Source organism: Streptomyces sp. NPDC020801, assembly GCF_044334385.1.
Lineage (GTDB): Bacteria > Actinomycetota > Actinomycetes > Streptomycetales > Streptomycetaceae > Streptomyces.
The window spans coordinates 24276-44724 of the sequence record NZ_JBIRST010000006.1 but is presented as its reverse complement, the minus strand read 5'-3'; the positions used below and the strand labels follow the sequence as shown (position 1 = coordinate 44724).

15 protein-coding genes, 4 tRNA genes and 1 other RNA gene are annotated in these 20449 nt (G+C 72.3%); 10 read left to right on the top strand and 10 right to left on the bottom strand.

Going from position 1 to position 20449, the window contains the following annotated elements; translation table 11 throughout:
• Positions 1-203: 203 nt before the first annotated feature.
• A tRNA-Ser gene (locus ACH4UM_RS14320) sits at positions 204-288 on the bottom strand.
• Between the two features lie 73 nt (positions 289-361).
• Between ACH4UM_RS14320 and ffs the strand changes: the two genes are divergently transcribed.
• From ffs to ACH4UM_RS14290, 6 genes are all read left to right on the top strand, one after another.
• Positions 362-456: signal recognition particle sRNA small type (ffs, locus tag ACH4UM_RS14315), an RNA gene on the top strand.
• A gap of 90 nt (positions 457-546) precedes the next feature.
• Positions 547-2982: a DNA polymerase III subunit gamma and tau gene (locus ACH4UM_RS14310; protein ID WP_398177796.1), complete on the top strand. Its 2436-nt coding sequence runs from the start codon at positions 547-549 to the stop codon at positions 2980-2982.
• Positions 2983-3082: 100 nt separating this feature from the next.
• Entirely contained in the window at positions 3083-4369 is a 1287-nt protein-coding gene (purD, locus tag ACH4UM_RS14305; RefSeq protein WP_398177793.1) for a phosphoribosylamine--glycine ligase, read from the top strand.
• 337 nt (positions 4370-4706) lie between these two features.
• A complete protein-coding gene (locus ACH4UM_RS14300) occupies positions 4707-6902 on the top strand; it encodes a hypothetical protein (protein WP_398177791.1) in 2196 nt (731 codons plus the stop codon).
• Positions 6903-7130: 228 nt separating this feature from the next.
• A complete protein-coding gene (locus ACH4UM_RS14295; protein WP_398177788.1) occupies positions 7131-8648 on the top strand; it encodes a N,N-dimethylformamidase beta subunit family domain-containing protein in 1518 nt (505 codons plus the stop codon).
• Between the two features lie 68 nt (positions 8649-8716).
• Positions 8717-9616, top strand: coding sequence for a phosphoribosylaminoimidazolesuccinocarboxamide synthase (locus ACH4UM_RS14290; RefSeq protein WP_398177786.1), 900 nt, complete (start codon positions 8717-8719; stop codon positions 9614-9616).
• 63 nt (positions 9617-9679) lie between these two features.
• On the opposite strand, the gene ACH4UM_RS14285 is transcribed toward ACH4UM_RS14290, so the two are convergent.
• The 8 genes from ACH4UM_RS14285 to ACH4UM_RS14250 all read right to left on the bottom strand — a co-directional run bounded on the left by ACH4UM_RS14285 (position 9680) and on the right by ACH4UM_RS14250 (position 14214).
• Positions 9680-9755 (bottom strand) — tRNA-Gly (locus tag ACH4UM_RS14285).
• Positions 9756-9778: 23 nt separating this feature from the next.
• Positions 9779-10393 carry a response regulator gene (locus tag ACH4UM_RS14280; protein ID WP_398177783.1) on the bottom strand — a complete coding sequence of 205 codons (615 nt, stop codon included), beginning with the start codon at positions 10391-10393 and terminating at the stop codon, positions 9779-9781.
• Positions 10390-11616, bottom strand: a complete 1227-nt coding sequence (locus ACH4UM_RS14275; RefSeq protein WP_398177780.1) for a sensor histidine kinase — start codon at positions 11614-11616, stop codon at positions 10390-10392. Before ACH4UM_RS14275 ends, ACH4UM_RS14280 begins: the two co-directional genes overlap by 4 nt.
• 35 nt (positions 11617-11651) lie before the next feature.
• Positions 11652-12449 carry an ABC transporter permease gene (locus tag ACH4UM_RS14270; RefSeq protein WP_398177777.1) on the bottom strand — a complete coding sequence of 266 codons (798 nt, stop codon included), beginning with the start codon at positions 12447-12449 and terminating at the stop codon, positions 11652-11654.
• Complete coding sequence (locus tag ACH4UM_RS14265) at positions 12446-13390, bottom strand: ABC transporter ATP-binding protein (RefSeq protein ID WP_398177774.1); 945 nt, start codon at positions 13388-13390, stop codon at positions 12446-12448. Before ACH4UM_RS14265 ends, ACH4UM_RS14270 begins: the two co-directional genes overlap by 4 nt.
• 121 nt (positions 13391-13511) lie before the next feature.
• Positions 13512-13587 (bottom strand) — tRNA-Gly (locus ACH4UM_RS14260).
• Between the two features lie 81 nt (positions 13588-13668).
• Positions 13669-13740: transfer RNA gene (locus ACH4UM_RS14255), tRNA-Gly, on the bottom strand.
• A 156-nt stretch (positions 13741-13896) separates the two neighbouring features.
• Complete coding sequence (locus ACH4UM_RS14250; protein ID WP_398177772.1) at positions 13897-14214, bottom strand: Lsr2 family protein; 318 nt, start codon at positions 14212-14214, stop codon at positions 13897-13899.
• Between the two features lie 363 nt (positions 14215-14577).
• On the opposite strand from ACH4UM_RS14250, the gene purS reads away from it, so the two are divergent.
• From purS to purL, 3 genes are read left to right on the top strand one after another with little or no spacing between them, the layout of a single operon-like run.
• Complete coding sequence (purS, locus tag ACH4UM_RS14245) at positions 14578-14850, top strand: phosphoribosylformylglycinamidine synthase subunit PurS (protein WP_356199156.1); 273 nt, start codon at positions 14578-14580, stop codon at positions 14848-14850.
• A complete protein-coding gene (gene purQ, locus ACH4UM_RS14240; protein WP_398177769.1) occupies positions 14847-15551 on the top strand; it encodes a phosphoribosylformylglycinamidine synthase subunit PurQ in 705 nt (234 codons plus the stop codon). The genes purS and purQ overlap by 4 nt, the downstream gene beginning before the upstream one ends.
• Complete coding sequence (gene purL, locus ACH4UM_RS14235; protein ID WP_398177766.1) at positions 15548-17806, top strand: phosphoribosylformylglycinamidine synthase subunit PurL; 2259 nt, start codon at positions 15548-15550, stop codon at positions 17804-17806. Before purQ ends, purL begins: the two co-directional genes overlap by 4 nt.
• Before the next feature lie 229 nt (positions 17807-18035).
• Here the strand turns inward: purL and ACH4UM_RS14230 are convergent, their stop codons facing one another.
• Positions 18036-19523, bottom strand: coding sequence for an MFS transporter (locus ACH4UM_RS14230; RefSeq protein ID WP_398177765.1), 1488 nt, complete (start codon positions 19521-19523; stop codon positions 18036-18038).
• 96 nt (positions 19524-19619) lie between these two features.
• Between ACH4UM_RS14230 and ACH4UM_RS14225 the strand changes: the two genes are divergently transcribed.
• Positions 19620-20258, top strand: coding sequence for a TetR/AcrR family transcriptional regulator (locus ACH4UM_RS14225; RefSeq protein WP_398177763.1), 639 nt, complete (start codon positions 19620-19622; stop codon positions 20256-20258).
• The last annotated feature ends 191 nt before the right edge of the window (positions 20259-20449 follow it).

Below are 20449 nucleotides of genomic sequence, written 5' to 3'. Positions count from 1 at the left end.
CCGAGCCCGGCCGACGCACCGACGCGCCGGAGAGCGGGACCGGAAGCGGCGCCGGAAGCGGCGCCGGATGCGGGACGGGAAACCGGCATCGGAAGCGGGATGGGATTCGGCGCGAGACCGAGTACGGCGAAGGCCCCGAGTACGACGCAAGGCCCCGACCGGCGAACGGTCGGGGCCTTGCGTCTGCCCTTGCTGGGCGGCTGCGGAGGATACGAGATTCGAACTCGTGAGGGGTTGCCCCCAACACGCTTTCCAAGCGTGCGCCCTAGGCCTCTAGGCGAATCCTCCGCCGGAAACATTACATGACCGAGAGGAGTGCTCGCGAACTCGTTCCCGGCCCCCGGGATCGGGTAGTCTTTCGGCAGCCCCTCACGCGGCGCTATCTGACTGAACTCCCCCAGGGCCGGAAGGCAGCAAGGGTAGGTTGGCTCTGGCGGGTGCGTGGGGGGCGCCTGCGTTCCCGGTCACGTTTCTGCGGCTCCTGTTCCTCCGGCTCCCGTTCGCGGGCCGGGCCCGTTGTCGGTGGGCGCCTATAACCTCGTATGCGTGTCGTCTCTCGCGCTGTACCGCCGCTACCGCCCGGAGTCCTTTGCCGAGGTCATCGGGCAGGAGCATGTCACCGACCCGCTGCAGCAGGCGCTGCGGAACAACCGGGTCAATCACGCGTACCTGTTCAGCGGTCCGCGCGGATGCGGCAAGACGACCAGCGCGCGCATTCTGGCCCGCTGCCTGAACTGCGACAAGGGGCCCACGCCCACACCGTGCGGCGAGTGCGACTCGTGCCGCGACCTCGCCCGCAACGGGCCGGGTTCCATCGACGTCATCGAGATCGACGCCGCTTCGCACGGTGGTGTGGACGATGCCCGTGACCTGCGGGAGAAGGCCTTCTTCGGGCCCGCCCGCAGCCGGTACAAGATCTACATCATCGACGAGGCCCACATGGTCACGTCGGCCGGTTTCAACGCGCTGCTGAAGGTGGTCGAGGAACCGCCGGAGCACCTGAAGTTCATCTTCGCCACCACCGAGCCCGAGAAGGTCATCGGGACCATCCGCTCGCGCACCCACCACTATCCCTTCCGGCTGGTGCCGCCGGGCACCCTGCGGGACTACCTCGGCGAGGTGTGCCAGAAGGAGGAGATCCCCGTCGAGGACGGGGTGCTGCAGCTCGTCGTGCGCGCCGGCGCCGGGTCCGTGCGTGACTCCATGTCCGTCATGGACCAGCTGCTCGCCGGAGCGGGCGAGGAAGGTGTGACCTATGCCATGGCCACCTCGCTCCTCGGGTACACCGAGAGCTCGCTGCTCGACTCCGTCGTCGAGGCCTTCGCCTCCGGGGACGGCTCCGGCGCCTTCGAGGTGGTCGACCGTGTGATCGAGGGCGGCAACGACCCTCGCCGTTTCGTCGCCGACCTGCTGGAGCGGCTGCGGGACCTGGTGATCCTGGCCGCCGTCCCGGACGCCGCCGAGAAGGGACTCATCGACGCCCCCGCCGACGTCGTCGAGCGGATGCAGGCCCAGGCGCGTTCCTTCGGCACCGCCGAGCTGAGCCGCGCCGCCGACCTCGTCAACCAGGGGCTGACCGAGATGCGCGGCGCCACCTCGCCCCGCCTCCAGCTCGAACTGATCTGTGCCCGCGTGCTGCTGCCCGCCGCCTACGGCGACGAGCGGTCGGTCATGGCCCGCCTCGACCGGCTCGAGCGGGGCGTGAGCTTCTCCGCGGGAGCGGGTGCGCCCGCGATGGGGTACGTGCCGGGCCCGGAGGCCCACGGCGGTGCGGCGGTGACCGGGGGCTGCGTGGGTGCGCCGGTCTCGGCGGTTCCGCAGGCTCCGGTGGCGTCGCAGGCTCCGGTGGTGGGACCGGGCGGCGGGGCGGCGGCCGCCCGGGCGGCGGTACGGGCTTCGGGTACGCCGGGTCCGGCAGGGACCCCGGGTGTGCCGGGGCCCGCGGGTGTGCCCGCGGTTTCCGGGGTGGAGGCTCCTGCGGAGTCCACGGTGTCCGGCGGTGGTCCGGGGCACGGTGCCGGTCCGGGGCAGGGCGGTGCGAACGGACCGGGGAGCGCCCCCGCGCCGTCCGGTCCCTCCGCGCCGCCCGGCACCACCCCCGGGGCAGACCGCCCCGAGGAGCCGCCCGCCGCCTCCGCGCCCGCATCCGCCGCCCCGGCCACCGGAGCAGCACCTGCCGCCGCCCCTGGTGCCTGGCCCACCACGGCCACCGTGGGCAGTGGCCGGCGGCCCGGTGGGTGGCCCACCGCGGCGGCTCCGGGCGGCGGGCAGGCACCGGCCGCGCCGAGCGCGCCGGCCCCCGCGCGGCCGGCGGCCCAGCCGGCGCCTGCCGCCTCGCCCGCTGCGCCGGGCCCCGCGGCCGGCGGCCTGGACCCCCGCACGCTCTGGCCGAACATTCTGGAGGCGGTGAAGAACCGCCGCCGCTTCACTTGGATCCTGCTCAGCCAGAACGCCCAGGTCACCGGCTTCGACGGCACCACCCTCCAACTCGGCTTCGTCAACGCCGGCGCCCGCGACAACTTCGCGAGCAGCGGCAGCGAGGACGTGCTGCGCCAGGCGCTGACCGAGCAGTTCGGCGTCCAGTGGAAGATCGAGGCGATCGTGGACCCGGCGGGCGGTGGCTCGGCGCCCCCGGTCGCCGGCGGCCATGGCGGAGGCGGCGGCTACGGCGGCGGGGGCGGCTACGGCGGAGGTGCGGCCGCGCCGCGTACGGCGGCGGCCCCTCAGTCCCCCGCTCCGGCCCCCGCGCCCAACGCGCCCCCGGCCCACTCGTCCGCGGCGGCCGGTGGCGCGCCCGCGGGCCCCGCGTCCGCGACGGCCCCCGCACACCGGCCCGCCGCGCCCGAGCCCACCCCGGTCGCCCCCGAGGACGACATTCCCGAGGACGACGACCCGGACCTCGACGAGTCGGCCCTCTCCGGCCACGAGCTGATCGTGCGGGAGCTGGGCGCCACGGTGGTGGAGGAGTACACGACGGAGTAGGACCCGCACCGCCTGCTCGGAGGAACACACGAACACCCCGCGGCCGGTCCCTCGGCAACCCGCACAAACCCCACCGGCCCGCTGCCGTTAGGCTGGCCCCGTGAAGGTCCTCGTCATCGGTAGCGGCGCCCGCGAGCACGCCTTGTGCCGTTCCCTGTCCCTCGACCCCGACGTCACCGCGCTGCACTGCGCGCCCGGCAACGCCGGCATCGCCGAGGTCGCCGAGCTGCACCAGGTCGACGCCCTCGACGGCGCGGCCGTCTCCGCGCTGGCCACCGGGCTCGGCGCCGACCTCGTGGTCGTCGGCCCGGAGGCCCCGCTGGTCGCCGGGGTCGCCGACGCCGTGCGCGAGGTGGGCATCCCGGTCTTCGGCCCCTCAGGAAAGGCCGCGCAGCTCGAGGGCTCCAAGGCCTTCGCCAAGGACGTGATGGCCGGCGCGGGCGTACCCACCGCCCGGTCGTACGTCTGCACGACGGCGGAGGAGGCCGCCGCGGCCCTCGACGCCTTCGGCGCCCCGTACGTGGTCAAGGACGACGGTCTCGCCGCAGGCAAGGGCGTCGTCGTCACCGACGACATCGAGGTGGCCAGGGCGCACGCGGCAGGCTGCATGGGGGTACCTCCCGCGCCGTCCGGGCAGCGGGGGAGTGTGGTGATCGAGGAGTACCTGGACGGCCCCGAGGTCTCCCTGTTCGCCGTCACCGACGGTGAGACGGTCGTGCCGCTGCAGCCCGCCCAGGACTTCAAGCGCGCCCTGGACGGCGACAAGGGCCCGAACACCGGCGGCATGGGCGCGTACTCCCCGCTGCCCTGGGCCGACCCCAAGCTCGTGGACGAGGTCCTGCAGACCGTGCTGCAGCCCACCGTCGACGAGATGCGCCGCCGGGGCACCCCGTTCTCCGGCCTGCTCTACGCCGGCCTGGCGATCACCGGCCGCGGGGTGCGGGTGATCGAGTTCAACGCCCGCTTCGGCGACCCCGAGACCCAGGTGGTCCTCGCCCGCCTGCGCACCCCGCTGGCGGGCCTGCTGATGGCCGCGGCCACCGGCAACCTCGCCCACCTGGAGCCACTTCGCTGGAGCGACGACGCGGCCGTCACGGTGGTCGTCGCCTCGCACAACTACCCCGGCACGCCGCGTACCGGCGACCCGATCACCGGTCTCGACGAGGTGGCCGCCCAGGACGCGCCGCACGCCTACGTCCTGCACGCGGGCACCAGGCGCGAGGACGACGCCGTGCTGAGCGCGGGCGGCCGGGTGCTGTCCGTCACGGCGACCGGCAAGGACCTGACCGAGGCCCGCGACCGCGCGTACACGGCGCTCTCCCGCATCCGCCTCGACGGTTCCCAGCACCGCACGGACATCGCGGCGAAGGCGGCGGCGGGCGCGTAGCGCCGCCCTCCTGGGGAAGCGGCACCGCCCTCCTGGGGAAGCGGCGCGACACTCCTGGAGAAGTGGCACGACACTCCTGGAAGAAACAGACGCCCCACCAGAAACAGGCCCCGGACGAGATCCGGGGCCTTTTCGTTGCTGCCCGTCGCCCACCTCTGACCAAAGCCATTCCATCGAGTGAGCAATGCCCTATCCGGCTGACGTGGAGCGGAGCCCCAACTAGGGTGCGGCGCAAGCGTTCCGGCACTTGGCCCACCGGCATTGCGATGTCAGCGACGGGTGCCACAGTGGGGGAGTGAGCATCGCCAGGACAGTCGGGAGGGGGTGACGTCCGGTCGTGACCGGAATGGGTGTGGAGATCGGGGCGCAGGCCGCGCGCTCCCGGGCCCTCGCCGTGCTGCGCATCCGCAGCCGGGCGCTGGCCGTCGCCCTGCTGCCCGCCGCCGTCGCGGTGATCCTGCTCGCCGGCGGCTCCACCGGCCACCTCGTGGGCCGGGGCTGGGACCTCGCCCGCTGGGTGCTGGGCGGTGTCGCGGCCGTCGTCCTGCTGCTGGCCGCCGGTATCGGGCTGGTCGTGGCCCGCGCCCGCCCCGCCATGAGCCCGACGGTCCCGGTCCCGGAGGAGTCGGCCCCGGACCTGTACCGCCTGGTGCGGGACCTCGCGGACCGGCTCGACGTCCCCGCCCCGTCCGCCATAGCGCTCACTCCGGACTGCGACAGCTGGCTGGAGGACCGCACCCACCCGGCCCACGGCCCGCCCGAGCCGGAGGACCACGACGAGCCGGACGGCCTGCGCGGGGTTCCCGCCGCCCGCCCGCACCGTGCGGCGGCGGCGCCCGTCCTCGTCATCGGCTCCCCGTTCCTGTGGTGGATGCGCGTCGGCGAGCTGCGGGCCGTCCTCGCCCCGGTCGTCGCCGGTACGGGCCCCTCGGCACACCCGGACATAGCCGCGGCCCGCCGTTTCGTACGGGGCCTGGACGCGACGGTGGCCGTCGCCTCCTCGTCGGCCCGCTGTGCGCTGTCCCGCTCGGTCTGCGCGGGTCTGGGCTGGGTCGCCCGGCTGCTGCTGCGCGGCTGCCGGGACCACGCGGCGGAGATGGAGCGCGGAGTGGCCGCGGCGGCCGCCGAGCGTGCACAGGCTGTGGACTACGGCCTCAGAATCGTCGCCCAGGAGCAGGTGGGCCTGGCCTACGCGGGCTGGGACCGGCTGCTGACCCGGGTCGCCCTTCCCGCCTGGCGCATGGGCCGCTGGCCGTCCCGGCTGGACGCGGGCGTGGTCGCGGCCCTCACGGAGCTGTCCCGGCGGGACCGGCTGGCCGAGGGCTTCGCCTCCCGGCTCGGCGAGCGTCCCGCCTGCGACCTGCTCGAGGAGCCCGGCGCGATGGACGAGGCCGCCTCGCTGCTGGCGGCCCGCCTCTTCCACGGCGGCCCGGCCGAGCGCGGCCCGGACTGGGCCCCGGTCGACTGGCAGGAGTATCCGGAGGAGGTCGTCGACCGCAAGTGGCGTACGGACGCCGCCCGCCTCCATCGCGTCCTGGACGCCCTGGGCGTGCGCCGCTCCCACGGCCCCGCGACGGCCACGGACCCGCACGGACCCACCCTGGCCCGCGTCCTGGACCACCTCTCCACCCCACCGACTGCCGCATCGGCCGGCCCGGCAGCCGGTCCGGAGACGGTGACGACGGCCGGTCCGGAGACGGCCACGGGGGTCGGTCCGGCGACCGGGGCGGAGGCTGGAACGGCGGCCGGTTCCGAGGCCGGACCGGCAGCCGAAACCGAAGCCGGAGTGGCGCCCTCGGCGGAAGCCGGACCCGTGCCTACGACGCCGAACGCATCGAAAGCCGGGCCGGAGGCCGACATGGCGACACCTGCAGAGGCTGGAACGGCGACCGTTTCGGAGACCGACCCGGCAGCCCCTTCGGAGGCAGCCAAGGCAGCCGCGGCGGAGACCGGCCCGGGAGCCGGGTGGGAAACGGGCCCGGCGACCGTGTGGGAAACCGGCCCGGCAGCCAATCGCGAAACCGGCCCGGCAGCCAATCGCGAAACCGGCCCGGCAGCCAACCGGGAAACCGGCCCGGCGGCCGGATCGGCGGCGAGCTCCGTGGCCGTCGACGGTGACGACGATGGCGCCGACCTCGACAACGAGCGCAGTGCCGCCCTCGCGGCGGGTATCAGTGCCGAGCTCGCGCGTGAGGAGGCAGCCGCCCCGGCGGAAGCCGCCGGCCAGGCCCCCGGCACGCTCCCGTGGGACGAGGGCTCGCTGCCCCTGTTCCCCCTCCAGCCGCCCCGCACGGGCCGGGAACTGCTGGCCGACCACGTCACCGCGATGGTCTGCTGTGCGGCCATGGACACGGCCGGCGCCATCCCGGGTCTCGACTGGCTCGACGGCCCCTCCCTCCTCATCAACGGCGAGAGAGCCAAGGACCTCACCCCCAAGGTCATGGCACTGGTCGAGGACGGCGATCCGGTCCCGCTGCGGACCTGGCTGGTCGACTCGGGCATACGTCCGGAGAAGCCGGTACGGCTGGTCTGACCTCGGCCGATGCCGAGCCGACGGCCGCGCTACCGGATCCCCTGCTTCCACTTTCGGCCAATTCACAACGAATAGTGACAGGACGCGTGCGTAATGTGATGTGCTGGGACCGATCGAGCACGTGGCAAACGCTCGCGACATACGACAGCCGCCGCCGGATCGAAAGCGACCGGGAGACCCGCACCACCGCACGACAGAGCACGGGGGGCACGAGGGAGGGGAACGGCCATGGGATCGGAGCAGATCCGCCGCTGGGAGTCGGGAGCACTCGCGCACGCCGTGACGGACCCCTTCGGCCAGGGCCCCGTCCCCTGGCTGCGCGGCAGCGAGACGTACTTCGACGACACCGGCCACGTCGTCCCCTGGTATGTGGACCCGCCCCCGCAGCCGACGGCCGGCGCGGCGTCCGGCGCGACCGCCACCGCCCCCCGGGTCCCGGCCCCCCGCGCCTCCGGCGGCGGCCCGCGTTCGGCCGACGACGTCCGCCGTCAGATCAAGGGCTTCGTCTCCACCGGCGCGGTCACGCCCGGCGAGGCGATCGACTTCCACATCACGGTCGACCCGCCCCAGCAGTTCGGCGTGGACGTCTACCGCATCGGCCACTACGGCGGCGACGGCGCCGCGAAGATCACCACCAGCCCTCGGCTGTCCGGCATCGTCCAGCCCCCGCCGCTGACCGCCGACCGCACCGTCTCCTGCCACCACTGGTGGCTGTCCTGGCGGCTGCAGATCCCGTCGTACTGGAGCATCGGCGCGTACGTGGCCGTCCTGACCACGGACGACGGCTACCGCTCCCATGTGCCGTTCACCGTGCGCGACAACCATCCCGCGGACCTGCTCCTGCTCCTGCCCGACATCACCTGGCAGGCCTACAACCTCTACCCGGAGGACGGCCACACCGGCGCGAGCCTCTACCACGCCTGGGACGAGTACGGCCGGCTGCTCGGCGAGGCCGACGCCGCGACCACCGTCTCCTTCGACCGGCCGTACGCGGGCGCAGGCCTGCCCCTGCACGTGGGCCACGCCTACGACTTCATCCGCTGGGCCGAGCGCTACGGCTACGACATCGCCTACGCCGACGCCCGCGACCTGCACGCCGGCCGGATCGACCCCACGCGCTACCGCGGCCTGGTCTTCCCCGGCCACGACGAGTACTGGTCGGTCAGCATGCGCCGCACCGTCGAGCTCGCCCGCGAGCACGGCACGTCCCTGGTGTTCCTCTCCGCCAACACCATGTACTGGCAGGTGGAGCTCGGCCCGTCCCCGTCCGGGGTCCCGGACCGCCTCCTCACCTGCCGCAAGCGCAAGGGCCCGGGCCGGCCGGTGCTGTGGCGGGAGATCGACCGCCCCGAGCAGCAGCTGGTCGGCATCCAGTACGCCGGGCGCGTCCCCGAGCCGCACCCCCTGATCGTCCGCAACGCCGGCCACTGGCTGTGGGAGTCGACCGGGGCGCAGGAGGGCGAGGAGATCGCGGGCATGGTCGCGGGCGAGGCCGACCGCTACTTCCCGCGCACCCCGCTCCCCGACCACCAGGACCGCATCCTGCTCGCGCACTCCCCGTACACCGACGGCGAAGGCGTTCTGCGCCACCAGGAGACGTCCCTGTACCGCGCTCCCTCCGGCGCCCTGGTCTTCGCCTCCGGGACGTTCGCCTGGTCCCCGGCCCTGGACCGCCCGGGCCATGTCGACGCCCGCGTCCAGCGCGCCACCGCCAACCTCCTGGACCGCATCTGCAAGCGCGACTGACCCGCCGTCCCCGGCCGATGTCCGATACGGGAGAATCGAGCCATTGGACAGAACCACGGGGAGGAACCGTGTCCGGATTCGTCGAAAAGCCCGAGCCGATCCAGGTTCCGGGCCTGGTGCATCTGCACACCGGCAAGGTGCGCGAGCTGTACCAGAACGAGGCGGGCGACCTCGTGATGGTCGCCAGCGACCGCATGTCCGCCTACGACTGGGTGCTGCCCACCGAGATCCCAGACAAGGGCCGCATCCTCACGCAGCTGTCCCTGTGGTGGTTCGACCGGCTCTCCGACCTGGTCCCGGGCCACGTCATCAGCACCGAGCTGCCCGAGGGCGCCCCCGCCGACTGGGCCGGCCGCACCCTGGTCTGCAAGTCGCTGCGGATGGTCCCCGTGGAGTGCGTGGCCCGTGGCTACCTCACCGGCTCGGGCCTCGCCGAGTACGAGGAGTCCCGCACGGTCTGCGGCCTCGCCCTGCCCGAGGGGCTGGTCGACGGCTCCGAGCTGCCCGCCCCGATCTTCACCCCGGCCACCAAGGCCGAGGTCGGCGAGCACGACGAGAACGTCTCCTACGAGGAGGTGGCCCGCCAGGTCGGTGCGGAGACGGCCGCCCAGCTGCGTCAGGCGACCCTCGCCGTCTACGGCCGCGCCCGCGACATCGCCCGGGACCGGGGGATCATCCTCGCCGACACCAAGTTCGAGTTCGGCTTCGACGGGGAGACGCTGGTCCTCGCCGACGAGGTCCTCACCCCGGACTCCTCCCGCTTCTGGCCGGCCGACCGGTGGCAGCCGGGCCGCGCCCAGCCGTCGTACGACAAGCAGTTCGTCCGCAACTGGCTGACCTCCGCCGAGTCCGGCTGGGACCGCAGGAGCGAGCAGCCCCCGCCGCCGCTGCCCGAGCAGGTCGTGGAGGCGACCCGCGCGAAGTACGCGGAGGCGTACGAGCGGCTGACGGGCACGAGCTGGAGCTGAGCGCAGCGAGCGCACTGCGCGCACGCCAAGGGCCCCGGTCGATGACCGGGGCCCTTGGCGAAGTGGAGCGGACGACGAGGCTCGAACTCGCGACCTCAACCTTGGCAAGGTTGCGCTCTACCAACTGAGCTACGTCCGCCTTGCGCCGTGGCGCGAGAGCAACTATACCCAACCTCGCTCCCGAGCGAGGCGCACCGCCGCATGACGGTTCTCCGCCCCGAGTTTCGTCACCGCCGACGAGAGGTAGTTCCGCACGGTCCCCGGCGACAGCGCGGCCCGCTCGGCGATCTCCGAGACCGGCGCCCCGTCGGCGGCCAGCTCCAGGACCTCAGCCTCGCGAGCGGTCAGCGGAGAGTCCCCGGCGGAGATCGCGTCGGCGGCCAACTCGGGGTCGACGTAACGGTTTCCGGCGTGCACGGTACGGATGATCTCCGCGAGCCGCTGCGCACTGACCGTCTTCGGGACGAACCCGCGCACACCCGCGGCAAGGGCCCGTTTCAGATGGCCGGGCCGCCCGTGACCGGTGACGATCAGCACCTGGCAGCCGGGCAGTCCGGCCCGCAGGGACGTGGCGACCTTCACACCGTCGGCGCCCGGCATCTGAAGATCCAGGACGGCCACATCGGGTTCGTGGGCCCGTGCCATGGCGAGCGCCTCGGGCCCGGTCGCCGCCTCGGCGACCACGACGAGGTCGTCCTCCAGGGAGAGCAGCGCGGCCAGCGCCCCGCGGATCAGATGCTCGTCGTCGGCGAGCAGCAGCCGTACCGGGGAACTCATGACATGACTCCACTCACACCGGCCAAGGGCACCTCGGCCACCAACCTGAACCCGTGCTCCCCGACGGCTCCCGCGTTCAGGGTTCCGTCCACCACGGCCAGCCGCTCCCGCAGCCCCGCGAGCCCGGAACCCCCACCCCCGCCGGCGGTTCCGGACGCTCCGTCGTTCTCCACCGTCAGCACCACACGTCCCTCCAGCACCCGCAGACTCACGGCACACCGCCCGGCGTTCCCATGCCGCAGCACGTTGGTGGTGGCCTCCCGCACCACCCAGCCGAGCGCGGACTGCGCTTCACCCGGGAGCACGGCGGCCTCGGCCTCGCCGTTCACCTCGCAGTCGATCCCGGCGGCCTTCAGCACTCCCTGCGCACCGGTCAGTTCGACCCCGAGGTCGGCCTCCCGGTACCCCCGTACGACGTCCCGCACCTCCCGCTGCGACTCCTGCGCGACGCGCTGCACCTCGATCATCTGCTCCACGCTCTCCGGCCGCCCGCGCCGGGCGAGCTGCACGGCCAGCTCGCTCTTCAGCGCGATCACCGCCAGGTTCCGGCCCAGTACGTCGTGCAGGTCCCGCCCGAACCGCAGCCGCTCCTCGGCCACGGCCAGCCGGGCGCGGGTCTCGCGGGCCTCGTCGAGTTCGTAGACGGCGTCGAGCAGCCACACGGAGAACCTGGAGGTGAAGGCGAGGAACCCGGCGCTGAGGAGCACCATGACCGCCGCGACCAGCGTGGCGGGGCCGGGCACGCCCAGCAGGACGGACACGACCCCCGTCCCGAACGCGAAGCCGGCCACGAGCGCGAGCACGCGCCGACGGCTGCGGACGCCGAGCGCCATGGTGCCGGCGCCGAAGCTCAGCACGCCCCAGAACACCATGGCCGTGGCCGCGTCGACCGCGTCGCCGCGCGGCCCGTACTCCTGCACCACGAGCGTGACGATCGCGAACGCGCAGGTGACCGCGCCGAGCACCCACAGCAGCCGCAGGGGGCGGCCGCGGCGACCGCGCGTCCAGTCGAGCGCCCGGGAGGCGGTCACGCAGCCGACCAGCGCATGGACGACCACCATCGCCATCATCCAGCCCGCGAGCCCCACCCCCACCTGGCCGAACACCGGCAGCCCGATCGCCGCGACCTCGATCAGACCGAAGAAGTGGAACGACCAGCGCGTGTACGTCTCGACCTTCGCCGGTGTGCTCTTGCGCCGCCACCAGCCGCCCGTTCCGCTCATCCCCTCGCACCCCCGCACCCCCGCACCCCCGCACCTCAGCGCCGCGGTTCCCACCGGAACCACCGCCGTACAGCAAACACCGCCACGACGGTCCAGGCGAGGGCGGTCGCCAGGGCGCCGAGTGTCTCGTGGGCGCTCAACCGGCCGGTCCAGCCGGCGTGGACCAGCCGGATGGCGGGGGAGAGCGGGAGGAGTTCGCAGACGGAGGCGAGCCGGCCGGGCAGGACCTCGGTGGGGATGGCCATGCCCGAGCCGATCATCGACACGAACACCAGTGGCAGCGCGGTGACCTGGGCGCTCTCCGCGGTCCTGGTGAAGGCCGAGGTGAGGGCGGCGAGCGCGGCGCACAGCACCAGGCCCGACAGCACCCCGAGGACGGTCAGGTACGGCGCCTGGGGAGCCCCCGTGTCGAGGAGCACCGCGCAGCCCACGGACAGCACCAGCGTCTGGGCGAGCCCGACGCACACCACGGGCAGGGACGTGCCCACGAGGATCTCCAGGTCGCCGAGTTCGCCGGTGCGCAGCCGCTTGAGGACCAGTTCCTCGCGGCGGGCGACGAAGGCGCCCACCAGGGAGGTGTACACGGCGAAGAGGAAGGAGAAGCCGGTCGCGGCCGTCAGCATCACCGTGCCGACGGTCAGCCCCTCGGCCCTGAGGTCCATCTGGTCGATCGCGGGCCGCACGCTGAACGGCAGCGCGAGCGGCACGAGCAACGCGGTGAGGACGGCGCTCCGGTTGCGGCCGAGGAGGGTGAGTTCGGCCCGGGCGAGGGCGCGCAGCCGCCGGGCCGTGGGGGCGAACGCCGGGGCGCTCATCCGGGTGAGGGCGCTCATGCCACCGCTCCTGCCGCAGGCTCCTGCTCCCGGGCGATCTCCAGGAACGCCTCCTCCAGCGAGGCCGACCGCACGTCGAGGCCACCCAGTTCGACCCCGGCCCGCTCGGCCCACACCAGCAGCCCGGTGGCCGCCCGCTGGAGCTCCCGGGTGCGCAGCCGTACGGTCCTGCCCGCCACCTCGTGCCCGCACACCCCCAGTCCGGCGAGCGGCGGAAGGTCGCCGACGAAGTACCCCTCGGGCAGTTCGAAGGAGATGAGGGAGGGCCGGCCCACGGTCACCTCGGCGGGGGTTCCGGAGACGGCGATGCGCCCCTTGTGCAGGATCGCGAGCCGGTCGGCGAGGCCCTCCGCCTCCTCCAGGTAGTGCGTGGTCAGCAGCACGGTGGTGCCGGTGTCGCGCAGCTCCCGTACCAACTCCCAGGTGGCCCGGCGGCCTTCGACGTCGAGCCCGGTCGTCGGCTCGTCCAGGAACAGCACCTCGGGCTCGCCGAGCAGCGCGAGCGCCAGATCCAGGCGCCGACGCTCACCCCCGGAGAGCTGCTTCACCCGCACACCGGCCTTCCCGGCGAGTCCCACCAGCGCCAGCGACTCCCCCTCGGGCCGGGCCCCGCTGGTGCACCCGGCCCACATCCGGGCGGTCTCGGCGACGGTCAGCTCCGAGGGGAATCCGCCCTCCTGGAGCATCACGCCGGTGCGCGGTCGTACGGCGGCGCGCTCCACGCAGGGGTCGTGACCGAGGACCCGCACCCGGCCGCCGGCCGGTGCCGCGAGCCCCTCCAGCAGCTCGACCGTCGAGGTCTTGCCCGCGCCGTTGGTGCCCAGCAGTGCGAAGATCTCGCCGCGGCCCACGGAGAAGCTGATTCCGCGCACCGCCTCGAACCCGCCCCCGTAGACACGCCGGAGGTCCATGACCTCGATCACGTGCTCGTTGATGTCCATGACCTCAGCGTCCCGGCGGGCGGGGGCGGGCAGCAGTGCGCGGTGTCATCGCTCGGCATGACAAATGTCAGAAGCCCATGGAGACACGAAAAAACCCCGGCCATGATGACCGGGGCTTCACTGGAGCGGACGACGAGGCTCGAACTCGCGACCTCAACCTTGGCAAGGTTGCGCTCTACCAACTGAGCTACGTCCGCACTGCCTCCGATCGGCTCCCACCGATCGGTGCGAGCACCAGCCTACCTGATCCACATCAGTGGTCGGGACCGGCGGTGCAGAGCGGGTGACAGGAATCGCACACTGCGCCTTCCCCCTGGAAGGGGGATGTTCTGCTACTGAACTACACCCGCATGTACTCCGTGGGTTCCGGCTTTTCGGCCGCGCCCCTCGGCGTGCTGCAGACATTAGCTGATCAGCAGGGGGGTTGCGCAAGTCGGTTGTCCCCAGGGCCCGCTGACGGACCCTGGGACCACCCCGGCGGCCCCGAGCCGGACCGCGCCCGCCCGTCACTGGGCGGCGCTGAACGCCTCGTAGACCTTCTTGGGGATACGGCCGCGGGCCGGCACCTCCATCTTGTTGGCCTGCGCCCAGGCCCGGACGGCCGCGGGGGCGGGGGCGACCTCCGTCTGCCGGTAGGTCCTGCCCGACTTCGACCGCTTGCGCCCGGCCTCCACGTACGGCTCGAGCGCCTTGCGCAGTTTCTTGGCGTTGGTTTGGTTCAGGTCGATCTCGTAGAACTTGCCGTCGAGTCCGAAGGCGATCGTCTCCGCCGCTTCCGAGCCGTCGATGTCGTCAAAGAGAGTGACCACGACACGCTGCGCCACGAATATCGGTCCCTTCGTGCGACACCTCTGCGAGCACCTGCTCCGCCATGACCTGCGGGACGTACTGAGATGTTCGGAGATGTCGGCTGTCCGCCTGTTATCGGGAAAAGTATCGGCTGCTGCCAATTCATTTGTACAGTGCCGGGCATTGCAAAGTGAAGCCCGACTAAATCTGTCCGCGTGTCCCGGTGCAATACCGGATCCGGGGCGGATCGCCGAACTTTCCCAGAACTTTTCACGCAGATCACGCGTCGATGCCGGATCGTGATGACCGTCACGTAGTTTCCTACGAATCTACTCGCGTAGAAATTTTGTGCGGGTAGTCTGAAGGGACCTGCTCAGCACCACACACCGGGAGTGCCAGTGGCACGCGTCGTAGTCGACGTCATGCTCAAGCCGGAGATCCTCGACCCCCAGGGCCAGGCGGTGCAGCGCGCACTGCCGCGCCTGGGTTTCGAAGGCATCTCCGACGTCCGTCAGGGAAAGCGATTCGAACTGGAAGTGGACGGACCGGTCGACGAGGCCGCGCTCGCCCGCATTCACGATCTTGCCGAATCCTTCCTCGCCAACACCGTGATCGAGGACTTCACCGTCAAGGTCGAGTCCGATGACGTAGTCGCGGGGGCCGTGAAGTGACCGCTCGTATTGGCGTCGTCACTTTCCCGGGCAGCCTCGACGACCGGGACACCCAGCGCGCGATCCGGGTCGCCGGCGCCGAACCCGTGGCGCTCTGGCACAAGGACAAGGACCTCAAGCAGGTCGACGCGGTCGTCCTGTGCGGTGGTTTCTCCTACGGCGACTACCTGCGGGCCGGGGCCATCGCCCGCTTCTCGCCGGTGATGGAGCCCCTCATCGAGCAGGCGAGGGCCGGTCTGCCGGTCCTCGGCATCTGCAACGGCTTCCAGATCCTCACCGAGGCCCACCTCCTCCCGGGCGCGATGCTCGGCAACGACCACCTCCACTTCATCTGCCGCGACCAGAAGCTGCGGGTGGAGAACGCGGAGACCTCCTGGACCAGCGACTACACCGCCGGCCAGGAGATCTCCATCCCGCTGAAGAACATGGACGGCCGGTACGTCGCCGACGAGTACACGCTCGACAAGCTCGAGGCGGAGGGCCGGGTCGCCTTCCGCTACGTCACCCGCGGCGAAGCCGCCGACGGATGCGGTAACCCCAACGGCTCGCTGCGGGACATCGCCGGCATCACCAACGAGGCCGGGAACGTCGTGGGCCTCATGCCGCACCCGGAGCACGCCGTCGAGCCGCTGATCGGTACCGGTCGTACCGACGGCCTGCCGTTCTTCACCTCGATCCTCAAGAAGCTGGTCAACGTATGAGCAGGACGCCTCTGGACACGGTCGAGCACGCGGCCGCGACCCCCGACGTCGAGCTGCCCTGGGCCGAACTCGGCCTGAAGAAGGACGAGTACGAGCGGATCGTGCAGATCCTGGGCCGCCGCCCGACCGGCGCCGAGCTCGCCATGTACTCCGTGATGTGGTCCGAGCACTGCTCGTACAAGTCCTCCAAGGTCCACCTCCGCCAGTTCGGCGAGAAGGCCCCCGAGAACGACGCCCTGCTCGTCGGCATCGGGGAGAACGCCGGCGTCGTGGACGTCGGCCAGGGCTACGCGGTCACCTTCAAGGTGGAGTCGCACAACCACCCCTCCTACGTCGAGCCCTACCAGGGCGCGGCCACGGGCGTCGGCGGCATCGTGCGCGACATCATCGCGATGGGTGCGCGCCCGGTCGCGGTCGTCGACCCGCTGCGGTTCGGCGCGGCCGACCACCCCGACACCAGGCGCGTCCTGCCGGGCGTGGTCGCGGGCATCGGCGGCTACGGCAACTGCCTGGGTCTGCCCAACATCGGCGGCGAGGTCGTCTTCGACGCCTGCTACCAGGGCAACCCGCTGGTCAACGCCGGCTGCATCGGCGTGATGCGGCACGAGGACATCCACCTCGCCAAGGCCTCCGGCGCCGGCAACAAGGTCATCCTCTACGGCGCCCGGACCGGCGGCGACGGCATCGGCGGTGCGTCGATCCTGGCCTCCGAGACCTTCGACGACGCCAAGCCGTCCAAGCGCCCGGCCGTCCAGGTGGGCGACCCATTCCAGGAGAAACTGCTCATCGAGTGCACCCTGGAGGCGTTCAGGGAGAAGCTGGTCGTCGGCATCCAGGACCTGGGCGCGGCCGGCCTGTCCTGCGCGACCAGCGAGCTGGCCTCGAACGGCTCCGGCGGAATGCGCGTGACCCTGGACGACGTCCCCCTGCGCGACTCCACGCTCTCGCCCGAGGAGATCCTCATGAGCGAGTCGCAGGAGCGCATGTGCGCGGTCGTCGAGCCGGGGAAGGTCGACCGCTTCCTCGAGATCTGCAGCAAGTGGGACGTCATCGCCACCGTCATCGGCGAGGTGACCGACGGCGACCGCCTGGAGATCTACTGGCACGGCGGAAAGATCGTCGACGTCGACCCGCGCACGGTCGCGCACGAGGGCCCGGTCTACGAGCGCCCGTACGCGCGCCCGGAGTGGCAGGACGCCCTCCAGGCCGACGACGCGAACAAGCTCCCGCGCCCGCAGACGGCCGAGGAACTGAGGGCCCAGGTCCTGAAGCTGGTGGCGTCCCCCAACCAGGCGTCCAAGAAGTGGATCACCCAGCAGTACGACCACTTCGTGCAGGGCAACACCGTCCTGGCCATGCCCGAGGACTCCGGCATGATCCGCGTGGACGAGGAGACCGGCCTCGGCGTCGCCCTCGCCACCGACGGCAACGGCCGCTACGCCAAGCTCGACCCGTACACGGGCGCGCAGCTGGCGCTGGCGGAGGCGTACCGCAACGTCGCCACGACCGGCGCGAAGCCGCTCGCGGTCTCCGACTGCCTGAACTTCGGCTCGCCCGAGGACCCGGCGGTCATGTGGCAGTTCGCGGAGGCCGTGCGCGGTCTGGCGGACGGCTGTCAGCAGCTCGGTACGCCGGTGACCGGCGGCAACGTCTCGCTGTACAACCAGACCGGCGAGGCCGCCATCCACCCGACGCCGGTCGTCGCCGTCCTCGGCGTGATCGACGACGTGGCCCGCCGCACCCCGATCGCCTTCCAGGAGGAGGGCCAGCTGCTGTACCTGCTCGGCGACACCCGCGAGGAGTTCGGTGGTTCGGCCTGGTCGCAGGTGGTCCACGACCACCTCGGCGGTCTGCCTCCGAAGGTCGACCTGGAGCGGGAGCGCCTGCTGGCCGAGATCCTGATCTCCGCCTCCCGCGACGGCATGATCGACTCCGCGCACGACCTGTCCGACGGCGGTCTGATCCAGGCGGTCGTGGAGTCCGCGCTGCTGGGTGGCCGGGGCGCGCGTCTGGTCGTACCGGACGGCCTGGACGCGTTCACCTTCCTCCTGTCCGAGTCGGCGGGCCGCGCGATCGTCGCGGTGCCGCGCTCCGAGGAGGTCCGCTTCAACGACATGTGCGGCGCGCGGGGCCTGCCCGCCACCCGCGTCGGTGTCGTCGACGGCGACACGATCGAGGTCCAGGGCGAGTTCGAGCTGACCCTGGCCGAGCTGCGCGAGGCCCACGAGAGCACGATCCCGGCGCTGCTCGCGTAGTTTCCGCCGTGCGTGACAGTGGGGGCCGGCCGCTTCGACGGCCGGCCCCCACCTATGTTCGGTCAGGCGGTACAGGACGCGGAGGGCGTCCGGGCGCGGGATCTTGGGAAGGTCTCGCTGGGCATGCGGTGTGAAGCGTGTGACGTGCCCCATGGGGTCGGCCCTGCCGGGCCCGGAGCAGGGCGGCCATCTCCTCGAGCGTTACGAATGTGGCAGATGTACATGCAGGTCAGGCCGGGATGGAGTCCCGCCGAGGCGTGGTCGGCATGGGCAGACGGCGGGTCCTGGGCAGCCGCAGCGCCAGCAGCGCGGCCACCGTCATCAGCGCGGCCCCACCCCAGAACACCACCTGCGTGGCGTCGACGAAGGCGCGCACCCCGTCCATGTGGGCCGTCCCGGTCAGCCGGGCCAGGGTGCTGACGTCACCGCCGGGGCCGTGGGCGGCGTACAGACGGGCCAGCACGGTGCCGAACACGGCGGTGCCCAGGGCGTTGCCGAGGGTCTGGAAGAAGCGGATGCCGGTGGTCGCGACGCCCAGCTGATGGCGCGGGGCGGTGTTCTGGACCAGCAGGATCAGCTGACCGATCAGCTGACCGAAGCCGGCGCCGGCCAGCAGCAGCTCGCCGCGGATCAGCCACAGCGAGGTGTGCGGGCCGGTCGTGGTGGCGAGCAGGGCGAAGGCGAGGGCGCCGGTGGCGGCGCCGCAGACGGTGAAGGTGCGCGCCGTCCAGCCGCGCGCGGTGAGCGGGCCGGTGAGCAGACCGGCCGCGGTCAGGCCGACCGCCATCGGCACGAGGTAGAGCCCGGCCGAGGAGCTGGCGACGTGGCGCGCCACCTGCAGATAGATCAGGACGTAGTAGATCGCGCACATCATGGCGCTGCCCGTGATGGCCTGGACGGCGAAGCCGAGGCGCAGCTCGCGGACGCGGAACAGGGACAGCGGCAGCACCGGTTCGGGCGCCCGCAGCTGCCGCCACAGGAAGAGGGCGAGCGCCACCGCGGCCGCCACCACAAGTCCCAGGACGACCGGGGAGGACCAGGCGTACCGCTTGCCGCCCCAGTCGGTCACCAGCAGCAGCGCGCTGGAGAAGGCGGCCGCGAGCCCGGCGCCCGCGTAGTCGATCGGGCGGCGCACCGGGTGCCCGGGGAGTTTCAGAACGAGCGCTGCGGCGGTGAGGACCACGAGGCCGACGGGCAGGTTGACGTAGAAGATCCAGCGCCAGTTCGCGTGGTCGGCCAGCAGGCCGCCGATCCAGGGGCCGACCGCCATGGCGCCGCCGGCGACCAGGCCGCCGACATTGCCGCCCCGGTCGGATCCCTTCTTCTCGCCCGGGCCCTGCAGATGGGCGATCACCACCATCGTCACGCTCATCAGCCCGCCGCCGCCCAGACCCTGCAGGGCGCGGGCCGCGATGAGCTCACCCATCGACCGGGCGGCGCCGCACAGGGCGGAGCCGAGCAGGAAGGTGGTGAGCGCGCCGGTGAAGACCCGCTTGGGCCCCAGGACGTCGCAGAGCTTGCCGTACAGCGGCAGCATCGCGGCCGACGCGAGCGCGTAGGCGCTGACCAGCCACGGGATCTTGTCGATGCCGTGGCCGGGGTCGAGGTCCCGGACGATCGGGACCGTGGCCGCGGACACGATCTGCAGGTCCAGCAGGGCCAGGACGATCGTGACGAGGCAGACGAGGAAGGCGATGTCGCGCTGGGTCTTGGTCATGGGCACCACCATGCCCTGACTTTATGTACTGAGTCAATGTTTCATCTTGGCACATATTTAATCCGGGGCTAAAGTTCGCCTTGGTACAGTGCTGTCATGGCCGAGGCGATGGGACTGCGGGAGCGCAAGAAGCGGGAGACGGCACTGCGGATCTACCGGACGGCGATCGCCCTGTTCGTCGAGCGCGGGTTCGACAACGTCTCCGTGCAGGAGATCGCCGACGCGGCCGAGGTCTCGAAGATGACGGTCTTCAACTACTTCGGGTCCAAGGAGGATCTGGTCCTCGCCCCCGCGAAGGAGCACTTCGGCGACGTGGCCCGCGCGGTGCGCGAACGCGGGCCCGGGGAGTCCGCGGTGGAAGCCGTCCGCAGGCAGTTCCTGGAGATGATCGAGGCGCGGGACCCGTCGGTCGGCCTGAACAGCGAACCGCTCTCCCGCCAGGTGCGGCGGCTCGTCGCCGACACGCCGGTCCTGGTCGAACGCGCCTTCGTCTCCTTCCAGAAGGCCACCCGGGGCCTCGCCGCCATCCTCGCCGAGGAGACCGGTGATCCGATGCTCGCCACGGTCGCCGCCGCCATGCTGAGCTCCGCCCGCAACGCCCTGATCGAGGAGTTCCACCGCCGTATCGCGGAGGGTGAGACGCCCGACGAGGTCGCCGCCGACGCAACCGAACGCGCCCACCGCGCCTTCGCCCTGGCGGAGAACGGCCTGCGGGACTACGCACGCAGGCCGTGACGGACCGCTGGCGCGCCACTGCCCTGCGGGCTGGGAGAACCGGCAGGCGCCGACGGCCGGCGGGCGCCGACAACCGGCAGGTGACGACGGCCCGGGCGACGACGGCCCGGGCGACGACGGCCCGGACCACGACGGGCCGGACCACGACGGCCCGGGCGACGACGGGCCGGACCACGACGGCCCGGGCGACG